This is a genomic window from Paraburkholderia sp. EG286A (genome assembly GCF_040965375.1).
GTDB lineage: Bacteria > Pseudomonadota > Gammaproteobacteria > Burkholderiales > Burkholderiaceae > Paraburkholderia.
Genome location: NZ_JBFRCB010000002.1, coordinates 265,386 through 288,356, shown reverse-complemented (window position 1 = coordinate 288,356; position 22,971 = coordinate 265,386). Strand labels below are relative to the sequence as shown.

The following is a 22,971-nucleotide window of genomic DNA, read 5'->3' as shown; positions in this document are numbered from 1 at the left end:
GCTCCTTCACCCACCAGGGGATCAAATCGATCGTTGAACGCCCGCCGCCAGCCGGTCAGCCGCGCTCGGGCGAGCGCATTGTAAGCGATTTGTTAGATATGGGCAGATCCGAAAAATTCAATCTCAGCGCGTGGCGGTCGCGAGCTTCAGGCCCAGCCCGACGAACGCCGAGCCGACCGTGCGGTCGAGCCACTTCTTCACGCCCGGCTTGCCCGAGAAGCGCTGCGTGACGCTGCCCGCCACCCACGCGACGAAGCTGTTCCACACCGTGCTCATCAACAGGAACACGGCGCCGAGCGTGAGGAAAGCGAGGGCCTTGTGCTCCGTCCCCGTGGACACGAACTGCGGGAAGAACGAGACGAAGAACAGCACCACCTTCGGATTGAGCACGTTGGTGCAGAAACCCGACACGAACAGCTGGCGCAGCGGGCGCGGCGCGGCGGCGGAAGGCGTGGCTGGCGCGCCGCCTGCGGCGGGCCTGGACTCGTGCTTCGTGAGCATGAGGCGCACGCCGAGATACACGAGATAGATCGCGCCGACGATCTTGATGACCGTGAACGCCGTGGCCGACGCCGCGAGCAGCGCGGTCAAGCCGAACGCGCAGGCGAGCGTGTGCACGCAGCAGCCCGCCGAGATACCCAGTGCGGAAACGAGGCCTGCGCCGCGGCCCTGCGCGACGCTGCGGCCGACGATATAGGCCGTGTCGGGCCCCGGCGTCACGTTCAGGAGAAATACGGCGACGACAAAGAAACCGAAATGGGTAATGCCGAGCATGACAACCTCAAAATCGAAAAACGCGCTTCAAACGCCATTGATTCTAGCGCGCCGGGAACCGCGCGGCACTTGGCTTCGCGGCCGTTGTCAGGCGCTGGCGTTCAGGCAATGGCGCGAGCCCGCGTTCAGGCCGCCGGGGTCTCGGGCAACTGGAACCGCTGCCCCGCCGTTAGCGGCATGCCGGCCAGGAATTCGCGCGCGGGCAGCCGCTTGCCGCCCGGCTTTTGCAGCTGCGTGAGGCGCAGCGCACCCTCGCCACAGGCCACCACCACGCCCGCCGCGCTCACTTCGAGAATCTCACCCGGCTCGGCGGCGGCGGTCGACGTACGCTCGACCGGCTCGGCAGCCCACAGCTTGAGCTGCGCGCCGTCCAGCGTGGCCGCGCCGCCCGGGAACGGGTCGAACGCGCGAATCTGCCGCGCGAGCGCCACCGCGGGCCGGCGCCAGTCCAGCGCGGCTTCCTGCTTGCCGATTTTTTCGGCGTATGTCGCGCCTTCTGCCGGCTGCGGCGTGGCGGGCAGCGCGCCGTCGCGCTCGAGCGCGACGAGCCCATCCACGATCAGCTGCGCACCGAGTTGCGCCAGGCGGTCGTGCAGCGTCGCCGTGGTGTCGCCGGGCGCGATCGGCGTGCGCACCTCGGAGATCATCGGGCCGGTGTCGAGCCCCGCGTCCATCTGCATGAGCGTGATGCCGGTCTCGGTGTCGCCGGCTTCGATCGCGCGATGAATCGGCGCCGCGCCGCGCCAGCGCGGCAGGATGGACCCGTGAATGTTGATGCAGCCGCGCGGCGGGATGTCCAGCACTTCCTGCGGCAGCAACAGCCCGTAGGCGGCGACCACCATCACGTCGTGCGGTGTGGCGCGCAGCAGGTCCAGCGCCGCGGCGGCCTCCTGCGGATACTTGCCCGCACGGCGCAGCGACGGCGGCTGGGCGACGGCCATGCCATGCTCCTGCGCATAGCGCTTGACCGGGCTTGCCTGGAGCTTCATGCCGCGGCCCGCCGGGCGGTCCGGCTGGGTCAGGACGAGCGGCACGGCAAAGCCCGCTTCGTGAATCGCCGCGAGCGCCGCGGCGGCGAATTCCGGCGTGCCGGCGAAGATGACGCGAAGAGTGTGGCTCATGGGCGCTCGGTGCGTGGCGGCGGGTTGATGAAGAAAGAGACAGTCGGATCGCGCTTACATCGCGCGTTCGAGCTTCTTCATCTTGCTGCGGATGCGCGTCTGCTTGAGCGACGACAGGTATTCGACGAACACCTTGCCCATCAGGTGATCCATTTCGTGCTGGATGCACACGGCGAGCAGCCCTTCGCAGTCCACCTCGTAGGTCTCGCCCTTTTCGTTCATCGCGCGCACGCGCACCTTTTCCGCGCGCTCGACTTCATCGTAGATGCCCGGCACGGAAAGGCAGCCTTCCTCGTGCACTTCGCGCTCGTCGCTCGACCAGATGATTTCCGGGTTGATGAACACGCGCAGTTCGTCGTGCGCGTCGGACACGTCGATCACCACGACGCGCTCATGCACGTCGACCTGGGTGGCCGCGAGACCGACGCCCGGCGCGGCGTACATGGTTTCGGCCATGTCGGCGACCAGCTTGCGGATGCGGTCGTTGACCGCCTCGACCGGCTTCGCGACCTTGTGCAGACGCTTGTCCGGGTAATGAAGAATGTTCAGTAGAGCCATGATTTGACGGGTTTCTCGTTGGGCGCCTGAAAGAGCCGGGCACAGGGAACGATGCGCGGCCTGGCCATTCGGCCAGCTTGCGGGTCCCAGGCCGGATACGGAGGATATCTCCTCATATTCGGACGAAAGGGCCGCAATTCAACGTTGAACGCGCTGATCGCCCGTGCGGGCGCAGTGCGCCCGAAGGCGTGTGCGCAGTGCCACGGGTCAGGACGCCACGGTGTATTTCGGATGGTGAAAATTTTATCACGAGGTGCGGCAAACCGTCCGCGCCCGGGGAACGCAATGCCGACGACCTTGCCGTTGTCTGCCGGGGAACTGGCTGCCTGGCTGCGCCTCGCCCTCGCGCGCGGCCTGAGGCCCGCTGCGCTGCGGGCGCTGCTCGGCGCGTTCGGCCTGCCTCAAAACGTGCTGGCCCAGCCGTTCGCGGCGCTCGCCTCGGTGGCGGGTACGCAGGCCGCACACGCCGCATTGGCCGAGCCCCGGCCGGACTTCGCGGCGCAACTCGATGCCCTGCAGGCGTGGCGCGCGGCGCCCGGCAATGCGCTGATCACGCTTGCCGATCCGGCGTATCCGGCCCGTCTGCTCGACATGCCCGATCCACCGCCGCTGCTCTACGCAATGGGCCGGCTCGAGCTGCTCCACGCGCGCGCGGTAGCCGTCGTGGGCAGCCGCAACGCCACGCCGCAGGCCGTCGAGGACGCCGCGCGTTTCGCGCGCACACTCGCCGCGTCGGGTCTCACGGTCGTCTCGGGGCTCGCGCTCGGCGTGGACGGCGCCGCCCATCGCGGTGCACTCCACGAGCAGGGCGGCACCGTCGCCGTGATCGGCACCGGCGCGGATCTCGTCTATCCCCCGGCCCATCGTCCGCTCGCCATGGAGATCGCCGCACACGGCGCCCTCGCCTCCGAATGGCCGCTCGGCACCCCGGCGCGCTCCGCGAACTTTCCGCAGCGCAACCGCGTGATTGCCGCGCTCGTCGAAGGCGTGGTGGTGGTCGAGGCCGCGCAACGTTCCGGCTCGCTCATCACGGCAAGGCTCGCCAACGAAATGGGACGCGACGTGTTCGCGCTGCCCGGCTCGATTCACGCGCCGCTCACGCGCGGCTGCCACGTGCTCATCAAGCAGGGCGCGCAGCTGGTCGAAACGCCCGAAGAGGTGCTCGATGCACTCAATATCGGGCCACCCCCGGGTGCCGGGCGCGCGCTCGCGTCGCCGCGGGAACCCCGCCGCCAGAAGGTCTCGGTTCCCTTCGATTGCATCCAGCGCGACGACACAAGCGAAACGCCACAGCTGGCGCTCGCATTCCCTCACCCCGAGCCGCCGCCTGTGCCTCGCACCGAAGCAGCGCGAAAACCGCCCGCCAGCCTTGGCGCCGAAGCCCGCCGCCTGCTCGACGCGCTCGGTCACGCGCCGGCCACGGTTGAAATCCTCGCGCAGCGCACCGACATGGCCGAAGCGGTGCTGCAAGGCACGCTGCTGCAACTCGAACTCGCGGGACACCTCGACGCCCTGCCCGGCGGCTGGTTCGTGCGGGCTTCGCGCGGCTGATGCCGCACATTGGGGGAGCATCACCGCCTGCGCGCCGCCGTGATACATTCGCGCCAAATACCCCGCTCTATATATAAGAGAACGCAAGGAACGACCATGCCCGCGCTAGACCTCGACACCGACGCCGACCAGATCGCCGAGCGCGTCAGCAATCAGGACACGCTGTTCGTCGCGTGCCTGTGCGCGCAGTGGTGCGGGACGTGCCGCGACTACCGTGCCACGTTCGACCGCATCGCCGAGGCGCATCCCGATGTCTGCTTCGCGTACATCGACATCGAAACCCATGCCGACCGCTTCGACGATCTCGATGTCGAGAACTTCCCGACCATCCTGATCGAGGACGGCCACGCCACGCGCTTTTTCGGCACGGTCCTGCCGCACGCCGCCGTGGTCGAGCGCATGCTCTCGGACCTCACGGCGCTGCCGGGCGTGTCCGACGCGCCCAAGCTGCGCCCCGCCCTGAGCGCGGTTTGAGCGCCCCCAGCATCTGACCCCGATCAGGCACGCCGCTTGCCGCGCGGCCTGGCGCGCCCTTATGATTGGGCGCCCTGGCGGGTGCGCGGGTGTCGTCATGAGATGACGCAAAAATCGACGCCGACGCGCCATGTGCTATAAAGCGGTCGAGAACGGCCCCCCGAGCGGGGCAGCAACGCCGGGCATCGCGCCCAAGCGCCCATTCAGGCGGCATCGGCCCCGGGGCGCCAACCGGATACACCCACAAGCAACCAGTCATGTCCAAAGCTCTGATCATCGCCGAGAAGCCATCCGTCGCGAACGACATCGCGCGTGCGCTGGGCGGTTTTACCAAGCATGACGAGTACTACGAGAGCGACGACTACGTACTCTCGTCGGCAGTCGGCCATCTGCTGGAAATCGCAGCGCCGGAAGAATACGAGGTCAAGCGCGGCAAGTGGAGCTTCGCTCACCTGCCCGTGATCCCGCCGCACTTCGACCTGAACCCGATCGCCAAGAGCGAATCGCGGCTCAAGGTGCTCAACAAGCTGATGAAGCGCAAGGACGTCACGCAGCTCATCAACGCCTGCGACGCGGGGCGCGAGGGCGAACTGATCTTCCGCCTCATCGCGCAGCACGCGAAGGCGAAGCAGCCGGTCCAGCGCCTGTGGCTCCAGTCGATGACGCCGCAGGCGATCCGCGACGGCTTCGCGAACCTGCGCAGCGACCACGACATGCAGCCGCTCGCCGACGCCGCCCGCTGCCGCTCGGAAGCCGACTGGCTCGTCGGCATCAACGGCACGCGCGCGATGACCGCCTTCAACAGCAAGGGCGGCGGCTTCTTCCTCACGACGGTGGGCCGCGTTCAGACGCCAACCTTGTCGATCGTCGTCGAACGCGAAGAGAAGATCCGCCGCTTCATCCCGCGTGATTATTGGGAAGTGCGCGCGGAGTTCGTCTGCGCGGGCGGCTTCTACGAAGGCCGCTGGTACGACCCGAAATTCAAGAAGGACGAGTTCGATCCGGAAAAGCGCGATTCGCGCCTCTGGAGCCTGCCGGCCGCCGAGACCATCGTGGCGGCCTGCCATGGCCGCGAAGGCACGGTCAGCGAGGAATCGAAGCCGTCCACCCAGCTCTCGCCCGCGCTCTTCGACCTGACGAGCCTGCAGCGTGAAGCCAACGGCCGTTTCGGCTTTTCGGCCAAGAACACGCTTGGCCTTGCCCAGGCGCTGTACGAAAAGCACAAGGTGCTCACCTACCCGCGTACCGATTCGCGCGCGCTGCCCGAGGATTACATGGGCACGGTGAAAGAGACGCTCGAGATGCTCAAGGAGAGCAACAACTACCTGCCGCACGCCAAGCAGGTGCTCGACAAGGGCTGGGTGAAGCCGAACAAGCGCATCTTCGACAACTCGAAGATCAGCGACCACTTCGCCATCATCCCCACGCTGCAGGCGCCGAAGTCGCTCTCGGAGCCCGAGCAGAAGCTGTACGACCTCGTCGTGAAACGCTTCCTCGCCGTGTTCTTCCCGGCGGCGGAATATCGCGTCACCACGCGTATCACCGAAGTCGCCGGACATCACTTCAAGACCGAAGGCAAGGTGCTGGTCGAGCCGGGCTGGCTGCAGGTCTATGGTCGCGATGCGGGCGGCGACGACGCCAACCTCGTGCCGGTGAAGAAGGACGAGAAGGTCAAGACCGACAAGATCGCGGCGCACCAGCTCGTGACCAAGCCGCCTGCGCGCTACAACGAAGCGACGCTGCTCTCGGCCATGGAAGGCGCGGGCAAGCTCGTGGACGACGAAGAGCTGCGCGAGGCCATGGCCGCCAAGGGCCTGGGTACGCCGGCCACGCGCGCGGCGATCATCGAAGGTCTGCTCGGCGAAAAGTATCTCGTGCGCGAAGGCCGCGAACTGATCCCCACGGCCAAGGCGTTCCAGCTCATGACGCTGTTGCGCGGCCTCGACGTGAAGGAACTGACCGCGCCGGAGCTTACCGGCGAGTGGGAGTACAAGCTTTCGCAGATGGAGCGCGGCAAGCTTCCGCGCGACGCGTTCATGCAGGAAATCGCCCGCATGACGCAGACCATCGTGAAGCGCGCGAAGGAATACGACTCGGACACGATCCCCGGCGACTACGCGACGCTGCAAACGCCGTGTCCGAATTGCGGCGGCCAGGTGAAGGAAAACTATCGCCGCTTCGCGTGTACGAAGTGCGAGTTCTCGATCTCGAAGATTCCGGGCGGCCGTCAGTTCGAAATCCCCGAAGTCGAAGAACTGCTGCAGAACAAGACGATCGGCCCGCTCTCGGGCTTCCGCAGCAAGATGGGCCGGCCGTTCTCGGCCATCCTCAAGCTCTCGTTCGACGATGAAATCAAGAACTACAAGCTCGAGTTCGATTTCGGCCAGGACTCCGGCGCGGAAGACGGCGAAGCGCCCGACTTCTCGCAGCAGGAGCCGGTGGGCGCTTGCCCGAAGTGCAAGGGACGCGTGTACGAGCACGGCATGAGCTACGTGTGCGAGCACTCGGTCGCGAATCCGAAGACCTGCGACTTCCGCTCGGGCAAGGTGATCCTGCAGCAGGAGATCGCGCGCGACCAGATGGCCAGGCTGCTGGCCGAAGGCCGCACCGACTTGCTGACCAACTTCAAATCGTCGCGCACGGGCCGCAACTTCAAGGCTTTCCTCGTCAAGCAGCCGGACGGCAAGATCGGCTTCGAGTTCGAGAAGAAGGAGCCGAGCGCGAAGACGGCGGCCAAGACGGCCGCGAAGAAGTCGGCCGCATCGGCCGAGGCGACGGACGATGCCGCGAACGACGCGGCGGAGTCGGCCGAAGAAGGCAAGGCGAAGCCCGCGCGCAAGACGGCGGCCGCCAAGGCCGCACCGGCGCGCAAGACCGCCGCCCGCAAGACGCCGGCGCGCAAGACAGGGTCGTAAAGCCCATCCTCACCAGGGCCGTCGCCGGCCTTGGTGCAGCAAGGCAAAAAGGCGCAGCTTCTCACGAAGCTGCGCCTTTTTTATCGCCGGATGAACGGCGATATCGGGCTTATAGCGGCGAGATCGCCGAAGTCCGGGTGCGCGCCGCCGAAGCGCGCGCGGCCTTCGGTGCGCGCTCGCCGTCCATGCCGTTGTGCTCGCCGTCGTGCAGGCTACCGCCCGGCGCGGGCTGCACGCCATCGTAGTCGTCGCCCGCAACACCGTTGCGAGCCGCCGCTGCCGGACGTGCAAGACCATCCTTGACCCACTGCTCGCCAAGCTGGCTGTTCGGCGTCTGGCTGAAGTGCTCGACGAGATGGTCGATGAACGTGCGCACCTTGGCCGGCAGGTGACGCCGGCTCGGATACGCGACGTTGATCTCCACCTGCGGCAGACGATAGTCGCCAAGCAGCCGCACGAGGCGCCCGCGCGTCATGTCGCGGCCGATCAGGTAGCTCGGCAGGATCGCGATGCCCATGCCGAGCAGCGCGAACTGGCGCAGCATCTCGGTGTTGTTCGCCACGATCACGTTGGTCGGGCGCACGCGGATTTCGCCGTCCGGCCCCGTGAACACGCGCTCGTCACCCCAGTACTCGGAAGGCAGCGAGAGGCTCGGGTGCTCCATGAGGTGCTCGGGGCGCGTGGGCGTGCCGTGCTTTTCGAGGTACGCGGGCGTGGCGCACACCGTCATGCAACCCGTCGTGAGGCGGCGCGTGACGATGCTGGCGCTGCGCATCTGGCGCGCAGTCACGACGCCCAGATCGAAGCCCTCTTCGACGAGATCGACCTGACGGTCCACCAGCGTGACGTCGGGAATGACCTGCGGATAGCGCTGCGTGTACGTCTGCAGCACCGGCGCGAGATTATGGAGCCCGAACACGACCGGCGCGACGATGCGCAGCGTGCCGACGGGCTCGTGATTGCGCGCGACGACCATCTGTTCGACATCCTCGAGTTCATCGAGGATCTGGCGGGCGCGCTCGAGATAGACCTGACCCGATTCGGTCAGGGAGAGACTGCGGGTCGTGCGGTTGAGCAAACGCGTGCCGAGTCGACCTTCGAGGTCGGCAACATGCCGCGTCGCAACCGCGTTGGAGATATCCATCGCGGAAGCGGCCCGGGCGAAACTGCCGAGGTCGGCCACTTTGACGAATACTCGCATCGACTGCAAATGATCCATGAGACAACTCCTGCCTGTTACTACCCCGCTGTTAATCAGCGGAGGAAACCGCGAATTCTCCTACGACAGCAGAAATCCTGCAGAAGTTGCCTCCGAAGCCCTCATTTTCTTTACGAATTCTTCGACTGCACCCCAAAATGCATCAACCGAGGTCCGATTGTTACCTCGAACGAAACAATTTTGCGCATTGCAGCGAAATAGCCGCTCAAACGGCGAACAGACGGGCCTGTGCACCGCACCAATGCATTCGACCCCGAAAATAAAAAGGCCGCCCGAAGGCGGCCATTCAGTTAGCGAGCGCTCACATCACATACTTACAGGCGCGTTTCCAGCGTCTTGCGAGCGTCCTTCAGCACTTCCGGCAAGCCATGAGCGAGCTTGTCGAACAGCTCGGCGTGCAGCGCGAGTTCGGCACGCCAGGCGTCGGCATCCACCGAAATCACCTGCTCGAACTGCTCCTGCGTAAAGTTCAGGCCGCTCCAGTCGAGATCGCCGTAGCGCGGCGACACGCCGAATGCGTGCTCGTCGCCCGTGGCCTTGCCCTCGATACGGCGCACCATCCACTCGAGCACGCGCATGTTCTCGCCGAAGCCCGGCCACACGAACTTGCCATCCGGCCCCTTGCGGAACCAGTTCACGCAGAAGATGCGCGGCACCGTCGCGCCGGCCTTGGCGAGGCGTGCGCCCACGTCGAGCCAGTGGCCGAAGTAGTTGGCCATGTTGTAGCCGCAGAACGGCAGCATCGCGAACGGATCGCGGCGCACTACGCCCTGCTGCCCCGCGGCCGCGGCCGTGGTCTCCGAGCCCATGGTCGCGGCCATGTAGACACCCTCGGTCCAGTCGCGCGCCTCGGTCACGAGCGGCACCGTGGTCGAACGGCGGCCGCCGAAGATGAACGCATCGATGGCCACGCCCTTGGGGTTCTCCCACTCGGGATCGATCGACGGGCACTGCGACGCGGGCGCCGTGAAGCGCGCGTTCGGATGCGCGGCCTTGCGGCCGGTTTCCTTGCCGATGGCGGGCGTCCAGTCGTTGCCGAGCCAGTCGATCGCGTGCGCGGGCGGCTCGTCGGTCATGCCTTCCCACCAGACGTCACCGTCGTCGGTGAGCGCGACGTTCGTGAAGATCACGTTCTCCTTGAGCGTCGCCATGGCGTTGAAATTGGTCTTCTCACCGGTGCCCGGCGCCACGCCGAAATAGCCGGCCTCCGGGTTGATCGCGTAGAGACGGCCATCGGCGCCGGGCTTGATCCACGCAATATCGTCGCCGATCGTGGTGATTTCCCAGCCGTTCATGGCAGGCGGCGGAATCAGCATGGCGAAGTTGGTCTTGCCGCACGCCGACGGGAACGCCGCCGCGACGTGGTACTTGCGGCCTTCCGGCGAACGCACGCCGAGAATCAGCATGTGCTCGGCGAGCCAGCCTTCGTCGCGGCCCATGGTCGAAGCGATGCGCAGCGCGAAGCACTTCTTGCCGAGCAGCGCATTGCCGCCGTAACCCGATCCATAGCTCCAGATCTCGCGCGTTTCCGGGAAGTGGACGATGTACTTCGTCTTGTTGCACGGCCACGGCACGTCCTGCTCGCCCGCCGCGAGCGGCGCGCCCACGCTGTGCACGCACGGCACGAACGCGCCGTCTTCGCCGAGCACGTCGTACACGGCGCGGCCCATGCGCGTCATGATGCGCATGTTCACGGCCACGTAGGGGCTATCGGAAAGCTCTACCCCGATATGCGCGATCGGCGAGCCGAGCGGGCCCATCGAGAACGGCACGACATACATCGTGCGGCCGCGCATCGAGCCCGCGAACAGGCCGTCGAGCGTCGTGCGCATTTCGGCAGGCGCGACCCAGTTGTTGGTGGGGCCGACATCTTCCTTGGTGGGCGAGCAGATGAAGGTGCGATCTTCCACGCGAGCGACGTCCGAGGGGTCGGAGCACGCGAGATACGAATTCGGCCGCTTCTGCGGATTGAGACGGCGCATCGTGCCGGCCTCGACCATCTGCGCACACAGGCGGTCGTATTCTTCCTGGGAGCCGTCGCACCAGACGATGCGGTCCGGCTGCGTATGCGCTGCGATTTTCTGCACCCAGTCGATCAGTTTCCGGTGCCGGACCCAGGCGGGCACCTGCGCGGCGGCCTGGGCTTGGTAATCGGGATGGTTCATCGAGCTGTCTCCATTTTTAGGGCTGTAAAAAGGGAATCGGCCCTTTTCAACGCTGCACGCGAGAGGCGCAACTCATGCGAACCGGATGTCGATGGCAGATCAACATGCGAATCGATTCGCGCAGTTGGGCAGGTCGTCAAGGTCCTTTAGCCTGGGGTTCGAAACCGTCTGTAAAGCGGCTTGCATCGGAGCCCGACAAGCTGTTAAAAGTTGCAAATTCGCGGCTGATTACCGCGTCAAAAACCTGCGTGCGTAGCTTCGGGCTTGCGCAATTGCAATGCCTGCTGCGCACGCGGCGAGCGACGTGAAGGCTCCCTATATTCATACCAGCCTTCCCGGCGCTGCATAGTGGGATAACCACCAGATGAACACCGAAGTCGCGCTACGAAAGGCGCGATGCAAAACACGCAAAACAACCCGCTGCCATGAAAATTGCCATCCTTGACGACTACCAGGACGCCGTCCGCAAGCTCGACTGCTTTCAACTGCTCGCCGACCACGAGGTCAAGGTTTTCAACAACACGGTGCGCGGCCTCGGCCAGCTCGCCAGCCGCCTCGCCGAAGTCGACGCGCTCGTCCTGATTCGCGAACGCACCCGCATCACCTCGCAACTGCTCGACAAGCTCCCGCATCTGCGCATGATCAGCCAGACGGGCAAGGCCGGTCCGCACATCGACATCGAGGCCTGCACCGAGCGCGGCATCGCCGTGCTCGAAGGCACCGGTTCGCCCGTCGCGCCCGCCGAACTCACGTGGGCGCTCATCATGGCCGCGCAGCGCCGCATTCCGCAGTACGTCGCCAACCTCAAGCAGGGCGCGTGGCAGCAGTCGGGCCTCAAGACCTCGGCGATGCCGCCCAACTTTGGCCTCGGCCAGGTGATGCGCGGGCAAACGCTCGGCATCTGGGGCTACGGCAAGATCGGCCGGCTCGTGGCCGGCTACGGCAAGGCCTTCGGCATGCGCGTGCTGGTGTGGGGCCGCGAGCATTCGCTCGAAGCGGCGCGCGCCGACGGCTACGAAGCCGCCGCAAGCCGCGAGGCGCTGTTCGAGGAGAGCGACGTGCTCTCGCTACATCTACGCCTGCACGATGACACTCGCGGGATCGTCAAGCAGGAAGATCTGCTGCGCATGAAGCCCACGTCGCTGCTCGTCAACACGAGCCGCGCGGAGCTGATGGAAGAAAACGCGCTGCTCGGCGCGCTTGCGCACAACCGGCCGGGCATGGTCGCGATCGACGTGTACGAGAGCGAGCCGATCCTGCAGGGCTACAGCCTGCTGCGCATGGAAAACGTGATCTGCACGCCGCACATCGGCTACGTGGAGCGCGAGAGCTACGAGCTGTACTTCGGCGGAGCGTTCCGCAATATCCTCGCGTTCGACGCGGGCGATCACGTGAGCGTCGCGAACCCCGAAGCGCTGCAGGGCGGCCGCCGCAAGTAAGCGCGGCGGTACGGGGCGGCGCGCGCCGCCCTTCGTGCGACTTTCCGTCTGGTTTCGATGCGGCCGCGTGCGCTCAGGCGTTAGCGGCCGCTTCCATGACCTCGGGCAAGCGCGCGAGGAAACGCTCGCCGTCCACGCGGCCGAGGTTGTAGGCATGCTGCATCTGCTGTGGGCTCGTGTAGTCCCAGCTCGAGATCGGCACCCTGGCCGACGGCTGCACGTACAGGCGCTGCTGCACGCCCTGCGTTGCCTGATGCCGCACCACGAACATCTGGGGACGCGGATAGAGCCGCGTCACCATCACCAGCACACGGCCCGGCGTGTCGTCGAGCGCGCCGACCGGCACGTTGTCGACCATGCCGCCATCGAGCACCGGGCGGCCGTCGCGCCGCAGCACCGGCGTGAACGGCGGCGTGCATGACGACTGCAGGATGAGATCGGCCAGGTCCTCCACGCTCGCGCATTCCTGCGCCGTCACGAACTCCGGATGAAACCCGAGCCTGCGCCCGAGCGTGGGGTGCAGCGTCTTGCGGATGTGTTTTTCGATGTTGTACGCGATGAGACCGGCCGCCACGGCGCTGCGCGCGCCGAGCCAACGCGGCACATGCGACACGCCGATGCGGATCTCAGGCGCGTCCTGGAGCTGCGTGAACGGCTCGCCGTAAATGTCGAGCAGCGCCTGGCGATAGATGCGGTAGTGCGGAAACACCGACTCGCCGCGCAGCAGATTGCCCCAGTAGGCGTTGCGCTTGTTGTGGCGCAGCGCTTCCTCGTAATAACGCATGACCCAGTCGGCGTCGCGCGTATAGAGCATGCACGCGGTGGCCGCGCCTGCCGAAATGCCCGTAATGACGCGCGGGCGAATGCGCAGCTCGGGCTGGACGATGTCCCAAAACCCTGCCTGCCACCAGCAGCGATTGCCGCCGCCAGCGAAAACCATCTGATCGAACATGCCTTCTGCGTCCTTCGAAGCGACCGAAACCGATCGGAAGCGCCAAGCTTAATCGAGCAGCGCGTAGGTCGAGGTCGCGTGAACGGCCATCCGGCCGTCTTCGTCGTAGAGTTCTATTTCACCGAACACCAGATTGCGGCCCATGCGCAGCACGCGCGCCGTCACGAGCACGTCGCCCTTGCGCACCGCGCGCATGAAATTGGTGTTCAGCGCAACGGTCGTCATGGGCTTGAAGCCGCCGAGCGCGGCCGTGATCGCGACGATCATGGCCGTATCCGCCGCCGCCATGAACACCTGGCCGCAGATCACGCCGCCCGAATGGCGCAGCTCGCCGGAAAACGGCAGGCGCAAGGTGGCGCTGTCTTCCGAGACCTCGACGGGCTTCATCCCGAGCGCGCGCACCCACGGGGCCAGCACGCGCTCCAGCAGCGCGTCGATTGCGTTGTCGTCCATCGTTTGCCTTTGTGGATTGCCGTGCGACGATTCCAGCCGATTGCCACCGACCTCGGCCAGCTTTGGCTTCGGCAAACGGGCGGTGCACAGCGGCTGGCTTGAAACCTGGCTTGATGCCAGGAGTGGCGACATCATACCGGGACAGCAAGGCCCCCGTGGTAAAGGGGCAAACGCGTTCGCAGACGGAGCCTGCACCGCATCGACAAACTATTTCCAGATAATTTGCAGAAGGGGCTTGCCAAGCCCAAAAAAGTCCTGCATAATCTTTCTTCTGTTGGGGGCGTTAGCTCAGTTGGTAGAGCAGCGGACTCTTAATCCGTAGGTCGAGTGTTCGAGTCACTCACGCCCCACCAGCGAATTCAGCCAAAAAGCCCGATCCTTGCGATCGGGCTTTTTGCATTTCTCCGCCGCCACAGGCCTGAGTTACTTCACGCGCCTCACGTGACGCGAGGCCTGCTTCGGGCGCGGCAGCCAGCGGCCGAGCGCCTCGAAGCCGTCGAGCTGGCGCAGCAGCGTGTCGACGGTCGAGAGTTGAACGTGAGTCAGATGGTTTTGCTTCAGAAGCGCGTGCAGGCGCTTGCGCCAGTACGCGACACCCATCACCGGCATTTCGAAATCGCCAGCCAGCGACGGCGGCATCACGCGCGCGATGTGCGCGATTTCCTGTTCGACGAATGTCATGGCTATCCCCGTTGGTCCTGCCGTGTTTCTTATCGTATGAAGTACTGTAGGCCGCTCGGGGGCGCTCGCCAGCCTACCCGTATGGATAGGTAACAAATAGTCCGACTAAATTGGGGATGGACGCCGCTGAAAGCGGTTCCTCGCTGGCGCGACTCTCGCGCTTCGTCGTTCGCCGGCAAGCCGGTCATGCACTTGCCACGCTTGCCAGGTCCGTAACGGCATGGACGGCAAAAAGCTTCGGAATCCAGACGATCGAACGCCGATCCGCTCGCCTCGCTTTTCGGCCTCTTCTTCGGCGTCATGCTCGCGGCCCAGAACCTCTAGCCGCCAGCGCTCAGAGGAACGGCTTGCCGTCCACCTGTTCGTAGACAACGTTGCCATCGTCGTCTTCGAACTGCTCCAGGTAGTTGCGGGCGCCGCACAGCGGACACCGGAACAAGGGCCCCTGCCCTTCGTTCTTGATCACCACCTCGTTCTGTTCCCACGGGGTGCCGCACGACTGGTTGCGGCAAACAAATGTACTCGACATGCAGACTCTCCTGACTGTTACGGGTGCAAAGCCTACCGCAAGTACGGCCCGCGCGCCGCAAATCTCCGACTCCCGCCGCTATTGCGCTCCCAGGCTGTTCACTTCTTGAGCAGTTGGCCGCGCTCCTGTTCCGGCCTGACGCAATCCTTTCGCGGCCCTGAAGGCTCGCGCGCCGCGCATTCGAGCGGCATGCACGCGCCAGGCCGCGACTGCCCGAAGGCGCCGCCGCGCTGGCATGGTTCTCGCGTTAGCGTGCCGCGGTAGCGCGGCCTCGCCGCGTCCATCCATATCGAGATCGAGAACACAGAGGAGCACGCAGATGAATCACGCGGACATGCAATTCCTGACCACCGAATTCCCGTACAAGAAGCAGTATGGCAACTTCATCGGCGGCGAGTGGGTCGCGCCGCTCGGCGGCGAGTATTTCGACGATGTGTCGCCCATCACCGGCCACGCGTTCACGTCCATCCCGCGCTCGCGTGAAGCCGACATCGAACTCGCGCTCGACGCCGCACACAAGGCCAAGGCCGCATGGGGCAGGACCTCGCCCACCGAGCGCGCCAACATTCTCAACCGCATTGCCGATCGCATCGAGCAGAACCTCCACAAGCTCGCCGTGGCCGAGACCATCGACAACGGCAAGCCGCTGCGCGAAACGCTCGCCGCCGACATCCCGCTCGCCGCCGACCACTTCCGCTATTTCGCGGGCTGCGTGCGCGCGCAGGAAGGCGGCATCTCCGAGATCGATCACGATACGGTCGCGTATCACTTCCATGAGCCGCTGGGCGTGGTCGGCCAGATCATCCCGTGGAATTTCCCGATTCTCATGGCCGCGTGGAAGCTCGCGCCGGCGCTCGCGGCCGGCAACTGCGTGGTGCTCAAGCCCGCCGAGCAGACGCCCGCGTCGTTCCTCGTGCTCACCGAACTGATCCAGGACCTGCTGCCGGCCGGCGTGCTCAACGTGGTGAACGGCTTCGGCCTCGAAGCCGGCAAGCCGCTCGCCTCGAACAAGCGCATCGCCAAGATCGCCTTCACGGGCGAGACCACCACGGGCCGCCTCATCATGCAGTACGCGAGCCAGAACATCATTCCCGTGACGCTGGAGCTGGGCGGCAAGAGCCCGAACATCTTCTTCGCCGACGTGCTCGACCACGACGACAGCTATTTCGACAAGGCGCTCGAAGGCTTCGCGATGTTCGCGCTCAACCAGGGCGAGGTGTGCACCTGCCCGTCGCGTGTGCTCATCGACGAGAAGATCTATGACCGCTTCATGGAGCGTGCGCTCAAGCGCGTCGCGGCGATCCAGCAGGGTCACCCGCTCGACACGAAGACGATGATCGGCGCGCAGGCCTCGCAGGAGCAGCTCGAGAAGATCCTCTCGTATATCGACCTCGGCAAGCAGGAAGGCGCGCAGTGCCTGATCGGCGGCGAGCGCAACAGCCTCACCGGCGAACTCGGCGACGGCTATTACGTGAAGCCCACCGTCTTCCGTGGCCACAACAAGATGCGCATCTTCCAGGAAGAGATTTTCGGACCCGTGGTGTCCGTCACGACCTTCAAGACCGAAGAGCAAGCCCTCGAAATCGCCAACGACACGCTCTACGGCCTCGGTGCAGGCGTGTGGACGCGCGACGGCACGCGAGCCTACCGCTTCGGCCGCGCGATCCAGGCGGGGCGCGTGTGGACCAACTGCTACCACGCTTACCCGGCGCACGCGGCGTTCGGCGGCTACAAGCAGTCGGGCATCGGGCGCGAGAACCACAAGATGATGCTCGACCACTACCAGCAGACGAAGAACCTGCTCGTGAGCTATAGCGAGCAGCCGCTCGGGTTCTTCTGATCGCACGGTGTGCCCTGTGCGTCGCGCGCGGCGTTTTGCGGTCGAGCAGCCGCAGCCGCGCGCGACGCCTCCGTCATTGCACCTTGAGAGGAGCCTCACGACATGGTCGAACGCGTTACCGCCACACCGGCCGCGCTCGCGCTGATCGAGCAGTTGGCGCGCGAGCACGGGTCCCTGCTCTTTCACCAGTCGGGCGGCTGCTGCGACGGCAGCGCGCCCATGTGCTTTCCCGTCGGCGAGTTCATGGTCGGCAATGCCGACGTGCAGTTGGGAGAAATCGGCGGGATGCCGTTCTATATGACCCAGGCGCAGTTTGAATACTGGCAGCACACCCAGCTCATCATCGACGCCGTGCCAGGCAACGGCGGCATGTTTTCGCTCGAACGACCCACGGGCCTGCGCTTTCTCACGCGCTCGCGGCTCTACGACGACGAAGAGAACGCGTGGCTCGAGGCGCATCCGGTGACGCGCGTGAGCTTGTGAGGTTCGAGCGCCCGGCACGCCAGGGACGTCGCACGGAGCGTGGTGCTATCTTGGTCCGCAGGCGCTGCGCATTCGCGCGGCCATCGCACCAGGAGACGCCATCATGCAAAACCACGACGTGAAACTCCTCACCCTCGAGCCGATGGACCTGCTCGCCGTCAGCCACGTGGGTCCGTACATGAAGATCGGCGACGCGTTCTACACGCTCGCGCAATGGCTCGGCGAGCGCAACGTGCGCACGTCGGGCTCGAAGATGGTCGGCATCTATTACGACGATCCCAATACGGTCGACGAGTCGAAGCTGCGCTCAAAGGCGGCGCTGCATCTGGGGCACGAAACCGATGTGGAGGTCGTGGCGCCGGTCGAGAAGTTCCAGCTGCGCGGCGGCGAGCACGCGATGGTGCTGTACAAGGGGCCGTATCAAGGGCTGGGCCAGGTGTGGATGTGGTTTTACAACGAAGGGTTGAATAAGCTCGGACGCACGCCGGACTTTTCGGCGCCATCGTTCGAGGTTTATCTGAATACGCCCGATGAGGCAGCGCCGGATGACCTGAAGACGGAGCTTTATATCCCCCTCGCATGAGGTATGCGATTCGCACGGGTTGAACGATGCCGCCGGGCTGTCTTACGGCGGCATCTTCGTTTCCGGTGCGAGGATTCTAAGGTTTTAATAACGTATGTATACGTAAACGTAGTAATAGTTAACAAGCCCCTGGGTATTCTGTGGATAACCCCGGAAAACTATTGAGTAAACAAGGCTGTGGAAAAACCATAACCTTGCGGGCGTTAACGGGACAACGCCAGGTTGCTGCTGGCAACTTTTCCACAGTTTGCGTGCAGGCGAAGTTATCCCCGATTCATGCACAGTGATTTCCGGGGGTTTTCCGGCGGTTATCCGCTGGGGGCTGTGGATAGTGCAGAACGCGAATTCCTGCTGTCTTCCAGACGAAAAAATAGCGCCTCTATGGGCGCTGTTTCGTTAGTGAAAATCGCGATGTTGAATCGGACCTCGCAATCTCGAATTTACGGTCTATAACTTCTGCGAGTGGGCCAGTGGTGACTGTTGATCAAATTGCGCCATGGCCCGAGTGTCGCTCGAAAAGGTGAAATAGTAAGAATCGCGAAGGCCATCGAGGCCTGCTCCGTCACTCATGGAGGCGCCGGATGAAACGCCGTGAACTGCTGGCCGCGCTGGCTGCGGGCGCAATGACCCAGGTTTCCACCGGCCAGGCACAGGCGAGCCCGGCGAAGTACACCGACGAGATCGAACTGCCCAAGCCCAAAGTCTCCGGCACGGTCTCTCTCGAGGATGCCATCCAGCGGCGCAGGTCCGTGCGCAGGTTCCGCTCCGACGCGCTGCCTGTCGAGACCATCGGCCAGCTGCTGTGGGCCGGCCAGGGCATCACCAGCCCGGACGGCAAGCGCGCGGCACCTTCGGCCGGCGCCTTGTATGCGCTTGAACTCTACATGGTGACGGCAGCTGAGGTGATGCACTACGTGCCTCAAGGCCACCGCGCGCAGACGCGAGCGACGCCCGATATGCGCCCCAAGCTGCAAGCGCTTGCACTCAACCAGGCGTCTGTCGGGGCGGCGCCAGCCTTGATCGTGGTGGCTGCCGATCCCGGCCGGCTCAAGCAGCGGTATGGGGGGAGAGCCGGCGTGTATAGCGACCTGGAGGCCGGGCACGCCGCCCAGAACATGCTGCTGCAGGCCGCTGCGCTCGGGCTCGTCGCCGTGCCCGTGGGCGCGGTCGATGGGCCGCAGGCAGCGCACGCGCTCGGTTTGCCTGCCGGGCAGAGCGTCGTCTATGTCATCCCGGTGGGGTTACCGGTTTGAGTTGCGGCGTGCGGCCGTACAAAAAACAAACGCCCGGGAAACCGGGCGTTTGTTGTTCAATGACAGCAGCAGACGATCAAACGTCGATATTCCCCGCCCGCAGCGCATTGCTTTCGATAAACGCGCGACGCGGTTCGACATCGTCACCCATGAGCGTCGTGAAAATGCCATCGGCGGCGATCGCGTCCTCGATCTGCACGCGCAGCAGACGGCGCACCGTCGGGTCCATCGTCGTTTCCCACAGCTGCCCGGGGTTCATCTCGCCAAGCCCCTTATAGCGCTGCTTCGACACGTTGCGCTCGGCGTCGGCGATCAGCCACTTCATCGCGCTCTTGAAGTCGTTCACGGCCATGCTGCGCTCGCCGCGCTTGATCACGGCGTTTTTGCCGATCAAGCCCTTGAAGGTATTGGCCGTGTTCACGAGCTGCTGATAGTCGGCGGTGAGCTGGAACTCCTCGTCGATCACCGAGACCTTCACGTTGCCGTGATGGCGGCGCTCCACGCGCAGCGAACGTTGCTCGCGCACCTGATCGTACATCGGCACCACGCTCACTTCAGGCTTGAGCGGATCGTCGCGCAGCTGCGCTTCGAGCGCACGCGCCGAAGCCTCGGTCGAGGCTTCGCTCGACAGGTCGATCGCCACGCCGTCCATGATCGCTTCGAGCGCGCGCTCGTCGTACAGACGCGACAGACGATCCACCACGCCGCGCGCAAGCTGGTACGAGCGCGCGAGTTCGCCGAGCGCGTCGCCGGAGATCGGCGTGGCGCCCTCGTTCGGCACGAGCTCCGAGCCTTGCAGCGCGAGGCGCAGCATATGCGCGTTGAGCTCCGAATCATCCTTGAGATACCGCTCGTCCTTACCGGCCTTGAGCTTGTACAGCGGCGGCTGCGCGATATACACGTAGCCGCGCTCGATCATCTCCGGCATCTGGCGATAGAAGAACGTGAGCAGCAGCGTGCGGATGTGCGCGCCGTCCACGTCCGCGTCGGTCATGATGATGATGCGGTGATAGCGCAGCTTGTCGAGGTTGTAGTCGTCCTTGCCGATGCCGCAGCCGAGCGCGGTGATCAGCGTGACGATCTGCTCGGAAGACAGCAGCTTGTCGTAGCGGGCCTTCTCGACGTTCAGCACCTTGCCGCGCAGCGGCAGGATCGCCTGGAACTTGCGATCGCGGCCTTGCTTGGCCGAGCCGCCTGCCGAATCGCCCTCGACGATATAGACCTCCGACTTCGCCGGATCCTTTTCCTGGCAGTCCGCGAGCTTGCCCGGCAGGCCCACGCCGTCGAGCACGCCTTTGCGGCGCGTCATTTCGCGCGCCTTGCGCGCAGCGTCACGCGCACGTGCGGCGTCGACGATCTTGCCGCAAATGGTCTTCGCGTCGTTCGGCGTTTCGAGCAGGAACTCTTCGAGCGCCTTCGCCACGACGTCTTCGACCGGCGCGCGCACTTCCGAGGAAACCAGCTTGTCCTTCGTCTGCGAGCTGAACTTCGGCTCCGGCACCTTCACCGAAAGTACGCACGACAAACCTTCGCGCATGTCGTCGCCCGAGGTTTCCACCTTGGCCTTCTTGGCGATTTCGTTGTCGGCGATGTACTTGTTGATCACGCGCGTCATCGCCGCGCGCAGGCCGGTCAAGTGCGTGCCGCCGTCGCGCTGCGGGATGTTGTTCGTGAAGCACAGCACGCTTTCGTTGTAGCTGTCGTTCCACTGCATCGCCACTTCGACGCCCACGCCTTCCTTCTCGCCCGAGATGTAGAAGATGTTCGGGTGCAGGACCTGCTTGGCCTTGTTGATGTACTCGACAAAGCCCTTCACGCCGCCCGCGAAGGCGAAGTCGTCTTCCTTGCCGGTGCGCTGATCGGTCAGGCGAATGCGCACGCCGTTGTTCAGGAACGAGAGTTCGCGAATGCGCTTGGCGAGAATGTCGTAGTGATATTCGACGCTGCCGAAGATCGTCTCGTCGGCCATGAAGTGCACTTCGGTGCCGCGATTTTCCGTGTCGCCGAGCACTTGCATCGGCGAGATCGCGTGGCCGTCGCGCTCTTCGAGGATGCGGTTCTGCGGCACGCCACGGTGGAATTCCATGAAGTGCTTCTTGCCGTTGCGGCGCACGGTGAGGCGCAGGAAGCTCGAAAGCGCGTTCACGCACGACACGCCCACGCCGTGCAGGCCGCCCGAGACCTTGTAGCTGTTCTGGTCGAACTTGCCGCCCGCGTGCAGTTCCGTCATCACGATTTCGGCGGCGCTGCGCTTCGGATCGTGCTTGTCGTCCATCTTCACGTCCGTGGGAATGCCGCGGCCGTTGTCGGTGACGGAGATGGAGTTGTCCGCGTGGATCACCACGTGGATGTCGTTGCAGTAGCCGGCGAGGGCTTCGTCGATCGAGTTGTCCAGCACTTCGAAGACGAGGTGGTGCAGACCGGTGCCGTCCGACGTGTCGCCGATGTACATCCCGGGGCGCTTGCGCACGGCCTCCAGACCTTCGAGGATCTGGATCGACGAGGCGCCGTAGCTGTTGTCGGGTTGCGAGTTGTTCGTATCAGTCATGGAATTTTCCGGTTCTGCGTACTGCCTGTGTTACTGCTCGAGACTCTTTCAAAAAGCCATAAAAACGCCAAAGGGGCGCAGCGCCCCCTGGTGTTCTTCTTCTGTCGCGCTTTTTAGATGCGCATCGGCATCACCACGTACTTGAATTCCTCGTTCTCGGGAATCGTGATGAGCGCGCTGGAGCTGGCGTCGCCGAGGCTCACTTCCAGCGTGTCGACCTTCAGGTTCGCGAGTACGTCGAGCAGATACGTGACGTTGAACCCGATGTCGATGGTGTCGCCCTGGTAGGCGATTTCCAGCTCTTCCTGCGCCTCTTCCTGGTCGGCGTTGGTCGACATGATCTTGAGCTGGCCCGGCTCGATGATGCAGCGCACGCCCTTGAACTTGTCGGACGTGAGAATCGCCGCGCGTTGCAGCGAGCGTTGCAGTTCTTCGCGGCCGATCTGGAAGGTGTTCTTGTGCGCCTTCGGGATCACGCGCTGGAAGTCGGGGAACTTGCCTTCCACGAGCTTCGAGACGAGCTCGACCTGGCCGAACGTGAACTTCACCTGGGTCGAACCGATGTCGATCTTCAGCACGTCGTCGATGTCTTCGAGCAGGCGCTGGAGTTCGAGAATGGTCTTGCGCGGGATGATGACTTCCTGGCGCGCGAACGAGCCTTCGATCTTCATCGACGAGAACGCGAGGCGGTGGCCGTCGGTGGCGACTGCCATGAGCTGGTCGCCGTCCACGACGAGCAGCATGCCGTTCAGGTAGTAACGGATGTCCTGCTGCGCCATGGCGAAATACACCATGCCGAGCAACTGGCGGAACGTCTTCTGCGGCACCGCGAGGTTCGCGCCGAAGTCCTTCGCCTGCGCCACCGTGGGGAACTCGTCCGCGGCGAGCGTCTGCAGGGCGAAGCGGCTCTTGCCCGACTGCACCGTGAGGCGCTTGTCCGCGAGCGTGAGCGTGACCTGGCCGTCGGGCATCGCGCGCAGGATGTCGAGCAGCTTGCGCGCGGCGACGGTCGTGGCAACCTGGTCGTTGCCAACGCCGAAGTCGGCGGTCGTGGTGATCTGCAACTCGAGGTCGGTCGACAGGAACGAGACGTCGGAACCGGTTTTGGTGATCAGCAGATTGGCGAGGATCGGCAACGTGTGGCGGCGTTCGACAATGCCGCTCACCGTTTGCAGCGGCCTCAGCAGGTTATCGCGTTCGGTCTTGACCAGTTGCATAGAGTTCCTTCGTTGATGTGACGGACTGCGCGCCCGCCTGGCGCCGGTTTTGCCGACGTGACCCCACGAATGTCACGCGGCTTTGGCGCCGCTCAGGCGGTTGATGCAGCACAGGCCGCGGCGTGGTTCCCGCCCCGGACCGCCGGGCGGTTAAACCCATATTGTGCCTGAAAACGGACCACTTCCCTAAATTGGGGGCGATCCGCGAAATAAACA

Annotated in this window: 19 protein-coding genes and 1 tRNA gene; 9 read left to right on the top strand and 11 right to left on the bottom strand. The window is 64.7% G+C overall.

What is annotated here, in order from left to right; all coding sequences use genetic code 11:
* Positions 1 to 123 precede the first annotated feature (123 nt).
* The 3 genes from AB4Y35_RS08015 to def form a co-directional block, all read right to left on the bottom strand.
* Positions 124 to 774, bottom strand: coding sequence for a LysE family translocator (locus AB4Y35_RS08015; RefSeq protein WP_368704027.1), 651 nt, complete (start codon positions 772 to 774; stop codon positions 124 to 126).
* A gap of 125 nt (positions 775 to 899) precedes the next feature.
* Positions 900 to 1,895: a methionyl-tRNA formyltransferase gene (gene fmt, locus AB4Y35_RS08010; RefSeq protein WP_368704026.1), complete on the bottom strand. Its 996-nt coding sequence runs from the start codon at positions 1,893 to 1,895 to the stop codon at positions 900 to 902.
* Positions 1,896 to 1,949: 54 nt separating this feature from the next.
* Positions 1,950 to 2,453: a peptide deformylase gene (gene def / locus AB4Y35_RS08005; protein WP_322031547.1), complete on the bottom strand. Its 504-nt coding sequence runs from the start codon at positions 2,451 to 2,453 to the stop codon at positions 1,950 to 1,952.
* A 285-nt stretch (positions 2,454 to 2,738) separates the two neighbouring features.
* Here def and dprA point away from each other — a divergent pair, with 285 nt between their 5' ends.
* From dprA to AB4Y35_RS07990, 3 genes are all read left to right on the top strand, one after another.
* Positions 2,739 to 4,004, top strand: coding sequence for a DNA-processing protein DprA (gene dprA, locus AB4Y35_RS08000; RefSeq protein ID WP_368704025.1), 1,266 nt, complete (start codon positions 2,739 to 2,741; stop codon positions 4,002 to 4,004).
* Positions 4,005 to 4,100: 96 nt separating this feature from the next.
* Positions 4,101 to 4,478, top strand: a complete 378-nt coding sequence (locus AB4Y35_RS07995; protein ID WP_110383187.1) for a thioredoxin family protein — start codon at positions 4,101 to 4,103, stop codon at positions 4,476 to 4,478.
* A 257-nt stretch (positions 4,479 to 4,735) separates the two neighbouring features.
* Positions 4,736 to 7,393 carry a DNA topoisomerase III gene (locus AB4Y35_RS07990; RefSeq protein WP_368704024.1) on the top strand — a complete coding sequence of 886 codons (2,658 nt, stop codon included), beginning with the start codon at positions 4,736 to 4,738 and terminating at the stop codon, positions 7,391 to 7,393.
* A 109-nt stretch (positions 7,394 to 7,502) separates the two neighbouring features.
* On the opposite strand, the gene AB4Y35_RS07985 is transcribed toward AB4Y35_RS07990, so the two are convergent.
* Both AB4Y35_RS07985 and AB4Y35_RS07980 read right to left on the bottom strand, forming a co-directional pair.
* Positions 7,503 to 8,612 (bottom strand): LysR family transcriptional regulator, encoded by a 1,110-nt coding sequence (locus AB4Y35_RS07985; protein ID WP_368689466.1) that lies wholly within the window; start codon positions 8,610 to 8,612, stop codon positions 7,503 to 7,505.
* A 314-nt stretch (positions 8,613 to 8,926) separates the two neighbouring features.
* Positions 8,927 to 10,777, bottom strand: coding sequence for a phosphoenolpyruvate carboxykinase (GTP) (locus AB4Y35_RS07980; RefSeq protein WP_368704023.1), 1,851 nt, complete (start codon positions 10,775 to 10,777; stop codon positions 8,927 to 8,929).
* Positions 10,778 to 11,202: 425 nt separating this feature from the next.
* On the opposite strand from AB4Y35_RS07980, the gene AB4Y35_RS07975 reads away from it, so the two are divergent.
* Positions 11,203 to 12,216, top strand: a complete 1,014-nt coding sequence (locus AB4Y35_RS07975) for a D-2-hydroxyacid dehydrogenase family protein (RefSeq protein WP_069264581.1) — start codon at positions 11,203 to 11,205, stop codon at positions 12,214 to 12,216.
* Positions 12,217 to 12,289: 73 nt separating this feature from the next.
* Here the strand turns inward: AB4Y35_RS07975 and AB4Y35_RS07970 are convergent, their stop codons facing one another.
* On the bottom strand, positions 12,290 to 13,168 hold the full coding sequence (locus AB4Y35_RS07970; RefSeq protein ID WP_368704022.1) for a patatin-like phospholipase family protein: 879 nt from the start codon (positions 13,166 to 13,168) through the stop codon (positions 12,290 to 12,292).
* Positions 13,169 to 13,216: 48 nt separating this feature from the next.
* The gene (locus AB4Y35_RS07965; protein WP_028203232.1) at positions 13,217 to 13,621 is read right to left on the bottom strand and encodes a PaaI family thioesterase; all 405 of its coding nucleotides are present in this window, start codon (positions 13,619 to 13,621) and stop codon (positions 13,217 to 13,219) included.
* A 277-nt stretch (positions 13,622 to 13,898) separates the two neighbouring features.
* Between AB4Y35_RS07965 and AB4Y35_RS07960 the strand changes: the two genes are divergently transcribed.
* Positions 13,899 to 13,974 (top strand) — tRNA-Lys (locus AB4Y35_RS07960).
* Between the two features lie 70 nt (positions 13,975 to 14,044).
* Here AB4Y35_RS07960 and AB4Y35_RS07955 read toward each other — a convergent pair.
* Both AB4Y35_RS07955 and AB4Y35_RS07950 read right to left on the bottom strand, forming a co-directional pair.
* Positions 14,045 to 14,302 carry a hypothetical protein gene (locus AB4Y35_RS07955; protein WP_051481331.1) on the bottom strand — a complete coding sequence of 86 codons (258 nt, stop codon included), beginning with the start codon at positions 14,300 to 14,302 and terminating at the stop codon, positions 14,045 to 14,047.
* Between the two features lie 334 nt (positions 14,303 to 14,636).
* The gene (locus AB4Y35_RS07950; protein ID WP_368689468.1) at positions 14,637 to 14,831 is read right to left on the bottom strand and encodes a hypothetical protein; all 195 of its coding nucleotides are present in this window, start codon (positions 14,829 to 14,831) and stop codon (positions 14,637 to 14,639) included.
* Positions 14,832 to 15,150: 319 nt separating this feature from the next.
* On the opposite strand from AB4Y35_RS07950, the gene adh reads away from it, so the two are divergent.
* The 4 genes from adh to AB4Y35_RS07930 all read left to right on the top strand — a co-directional run bounded on the left by adh (position 15,151) and on the right by AB4Y35_RS07930 (position 18,990).
* On the top strand, positions 15,151 to 16,671 hold the full coding sequence (gene adh / locus AB4Y35_RS07945; protein WP_368704021.1) for an aldehyde dehydrogenase: 1,521 nt from the start codon (positions 15,151 to 15,153) through the stop codon (positions 16,669 to 16,671).
* A 102-nt stretch (positions 16,672 to 16,773) separates the two neighbouring features.
* Positions 16,774 to 17,154 (top strand): DUF779 domain-containing protein, encoded by a 381-nt coding sequence (locus AB4Y35_RS07940; protein ID WP_368704020.1) that lies wholly within the window; start codon positions 16,774 to 16,776, stop codon positions 17,152 to 17,154.
* A gap of 103 nt (positions 17,155 to 17,257) precedes the next feature.
* Positions 17,258 to 17,737 (top strand): GyrI-like domain-containing protein, encoded by a 480-nt coding sequence (locus AB4Y35_RS07935; RefSeq protein ID WP_368704019.1) that lies wholly within the window; start codon positions 17,258 to 17,260, stop codon positions 17,735 to 17,737.
* Positions 17,738 to 18,318: 581 nt separating this feature from the next.
* Positions 18,319 to 18,990 carry a SagB/ThcOx family dehydrogenase gene (locus AB4Y35_RS07930; RefSeq protein WP_368704018.1) on the top strand — a complete coding sequence of 224 codons (672 nt, stop codon included), beginning with the start codon at positions 18,319 to 18,321 and terminating at the stop codon, positions 18,988 to 18,990.
* A 76-nt stretch (positions 18,991 to 19,066) separates the two neighbouring features.
* Here the strand turns inward: AB4Y35_RS07930 and gyrB are convergent, their stop codons facing one another.
* The gene (gyrB, locus tag AB4Y35_RS07925; RefSeq protein WP_368704017.1) at positions 19,067 to 21,538 is read right to left on the bottom strand and encodes a DNA topoisomerase (ATP-hydrolyzing) subunit B; all 2,472 of its coding nucleotides are present in this window, start codon (positions 21,536 to 21,538) and stop codon (positions 19,067 to 19,069) included.
* Positions 21,539 to 21,651: 113 nt separating this feature from the next.
* A complete protein-coding gene (gene dnaN, locus AB4Y35_RS07920; protein ID WP_028203240.1) occupies positions 21,652 to 22,755 on the bottom strand; it encodes a DNA polymerase III subunit beta in 1,104 nt (367 codons plus the stop codon).
* Positions 22,756 to 22,971: the final 216 nt, after the last annotated feature.

Coding starts and splice junctions, on each gene's coding strand:
- AB4Y35_RS08015 (WP_368704027.1), bottom strand. CDS start 774: ATGCTCGGCATTACCCATTTCGGTTTCTTTGTCGTCGCCGTATTTCTC.
- fmt (WP_368704026.1), bottom strand. CDS start 1,895: ATGAGCCACACTCTTCGCGTCATCTTCGCCGGCACGCCGGAATTCGCC.
- def (WP_322031547.1), bottom strand. CDS start 2,453: ATGGCTCTACTGAACATTCTTCATTACCCGGACAAGCGTCTGCACAAG.
- dprA (WP_368704025.1), top strand. CDS start 2,739: ATGCCGACGACCTTGCCGTTGTCTGCCGGGGAACTGGCTGCCTGGCTG.
- AB4Y35_RS07995 (WP_110383187.1), top strand. CDS start 4,101: ATGCCCGCGCTAGACCTCGACACCGACGCCGACCAGATCGCCGAGCGC.
- AB4Y35_RS07990 (WP_368704024.1), top strand. CDS start 4,736: ATGTCCAAAGCTCTGATCATCGCCGAGAAGCCATCCGTCGCGAACGAC.
- AB4Y35_RS07985 (WP_368689466.1), bottom strand. CDS start 8,612: ATGGATCATTTGCAGTCGATGCGAGTATTCGTCAAAGTGGCCGACCTC.
- AB4Y35_RS07980 (WP_368704023.1), bottom strand. CDS start 10,777: ATGAACCATCCCGATTACCAAGCCCAGGCCGCCGCGCAGGTGCCCGCC.
- AB4Y35_RS07975 (WP_069264581.1), top strand. CDS start 11,203: ATGAAAATTGCCATCCTTGACGACTACCAGGACGCCGTCCGCAAGCTC.
- AB4Y35_RS07970 (WP_368704022.1), bottom strand. CDS start 13,168: ATGTTCGATCAGATGGTTTTCGCTGGCGGCGGCAATCGCTGCTGGTGG.
- AB4Y35_RS07965 (WP_028203232.1), bottom strand. CDS start 13,621: ATGGACGACAACGCAATCGACGCGCTGCTGGAGCGCGTGCTGGCCCCG.
- AB4Y35_RS07955 (WP_051481331.1), bottom strand. CDS start 14,302: ATGACATTCGTCGAACAGGAAATCGCGCACATCGCGCGCGTGATGCCG.
- AB4Y35_RS07950 (WP_368689468.1), bottom strand. CDS start 14,831: ATGTCGAGTACATTTGTTTGCCGCAACCAGTCGTGCGGCACCCCGTGG.
- adh (WP_368704021.1), top strand. CDS start 15,151: ATGAATCACGCGGACATGCAATTCCTGACCACCGAATTCCCGTACAAG.
- AB4Y35_RS07940 (WP_368704020.1), top strand. CDS start 16,774: ATGGTCGAACGCGTTACCGCCACACCGGCCGCGCTCGCGCTGATCGAG.
- AB4Y35_RS07935 (WP_368704019.1), top strand. CDS start 17,258: ATGCAAAACCACGACGTGAAACTCCTCACCCTCGAGCCGATGGACCTG.
- AB4Y35_RS07930 (WP_368704018.1), top strand. CDS start 18,319: ATGAAACGCCGTGAACTGCTGGCCGCGCTGGCTGCGGGCGCAATGACC.
- gyrB (WP_368704017.1), bottom strand. CDS start 21,538: ATGACTGATACGAACAACTCGCAACCCGACAACAGCTACGGCGCCTCG.
- dnaN (WP_028203240.1), bottom strand. CDS start 22,755: ATGCAACTGGTCAAGACCGAACGCGATAACCTGCTGAGGCCGCTGCAA.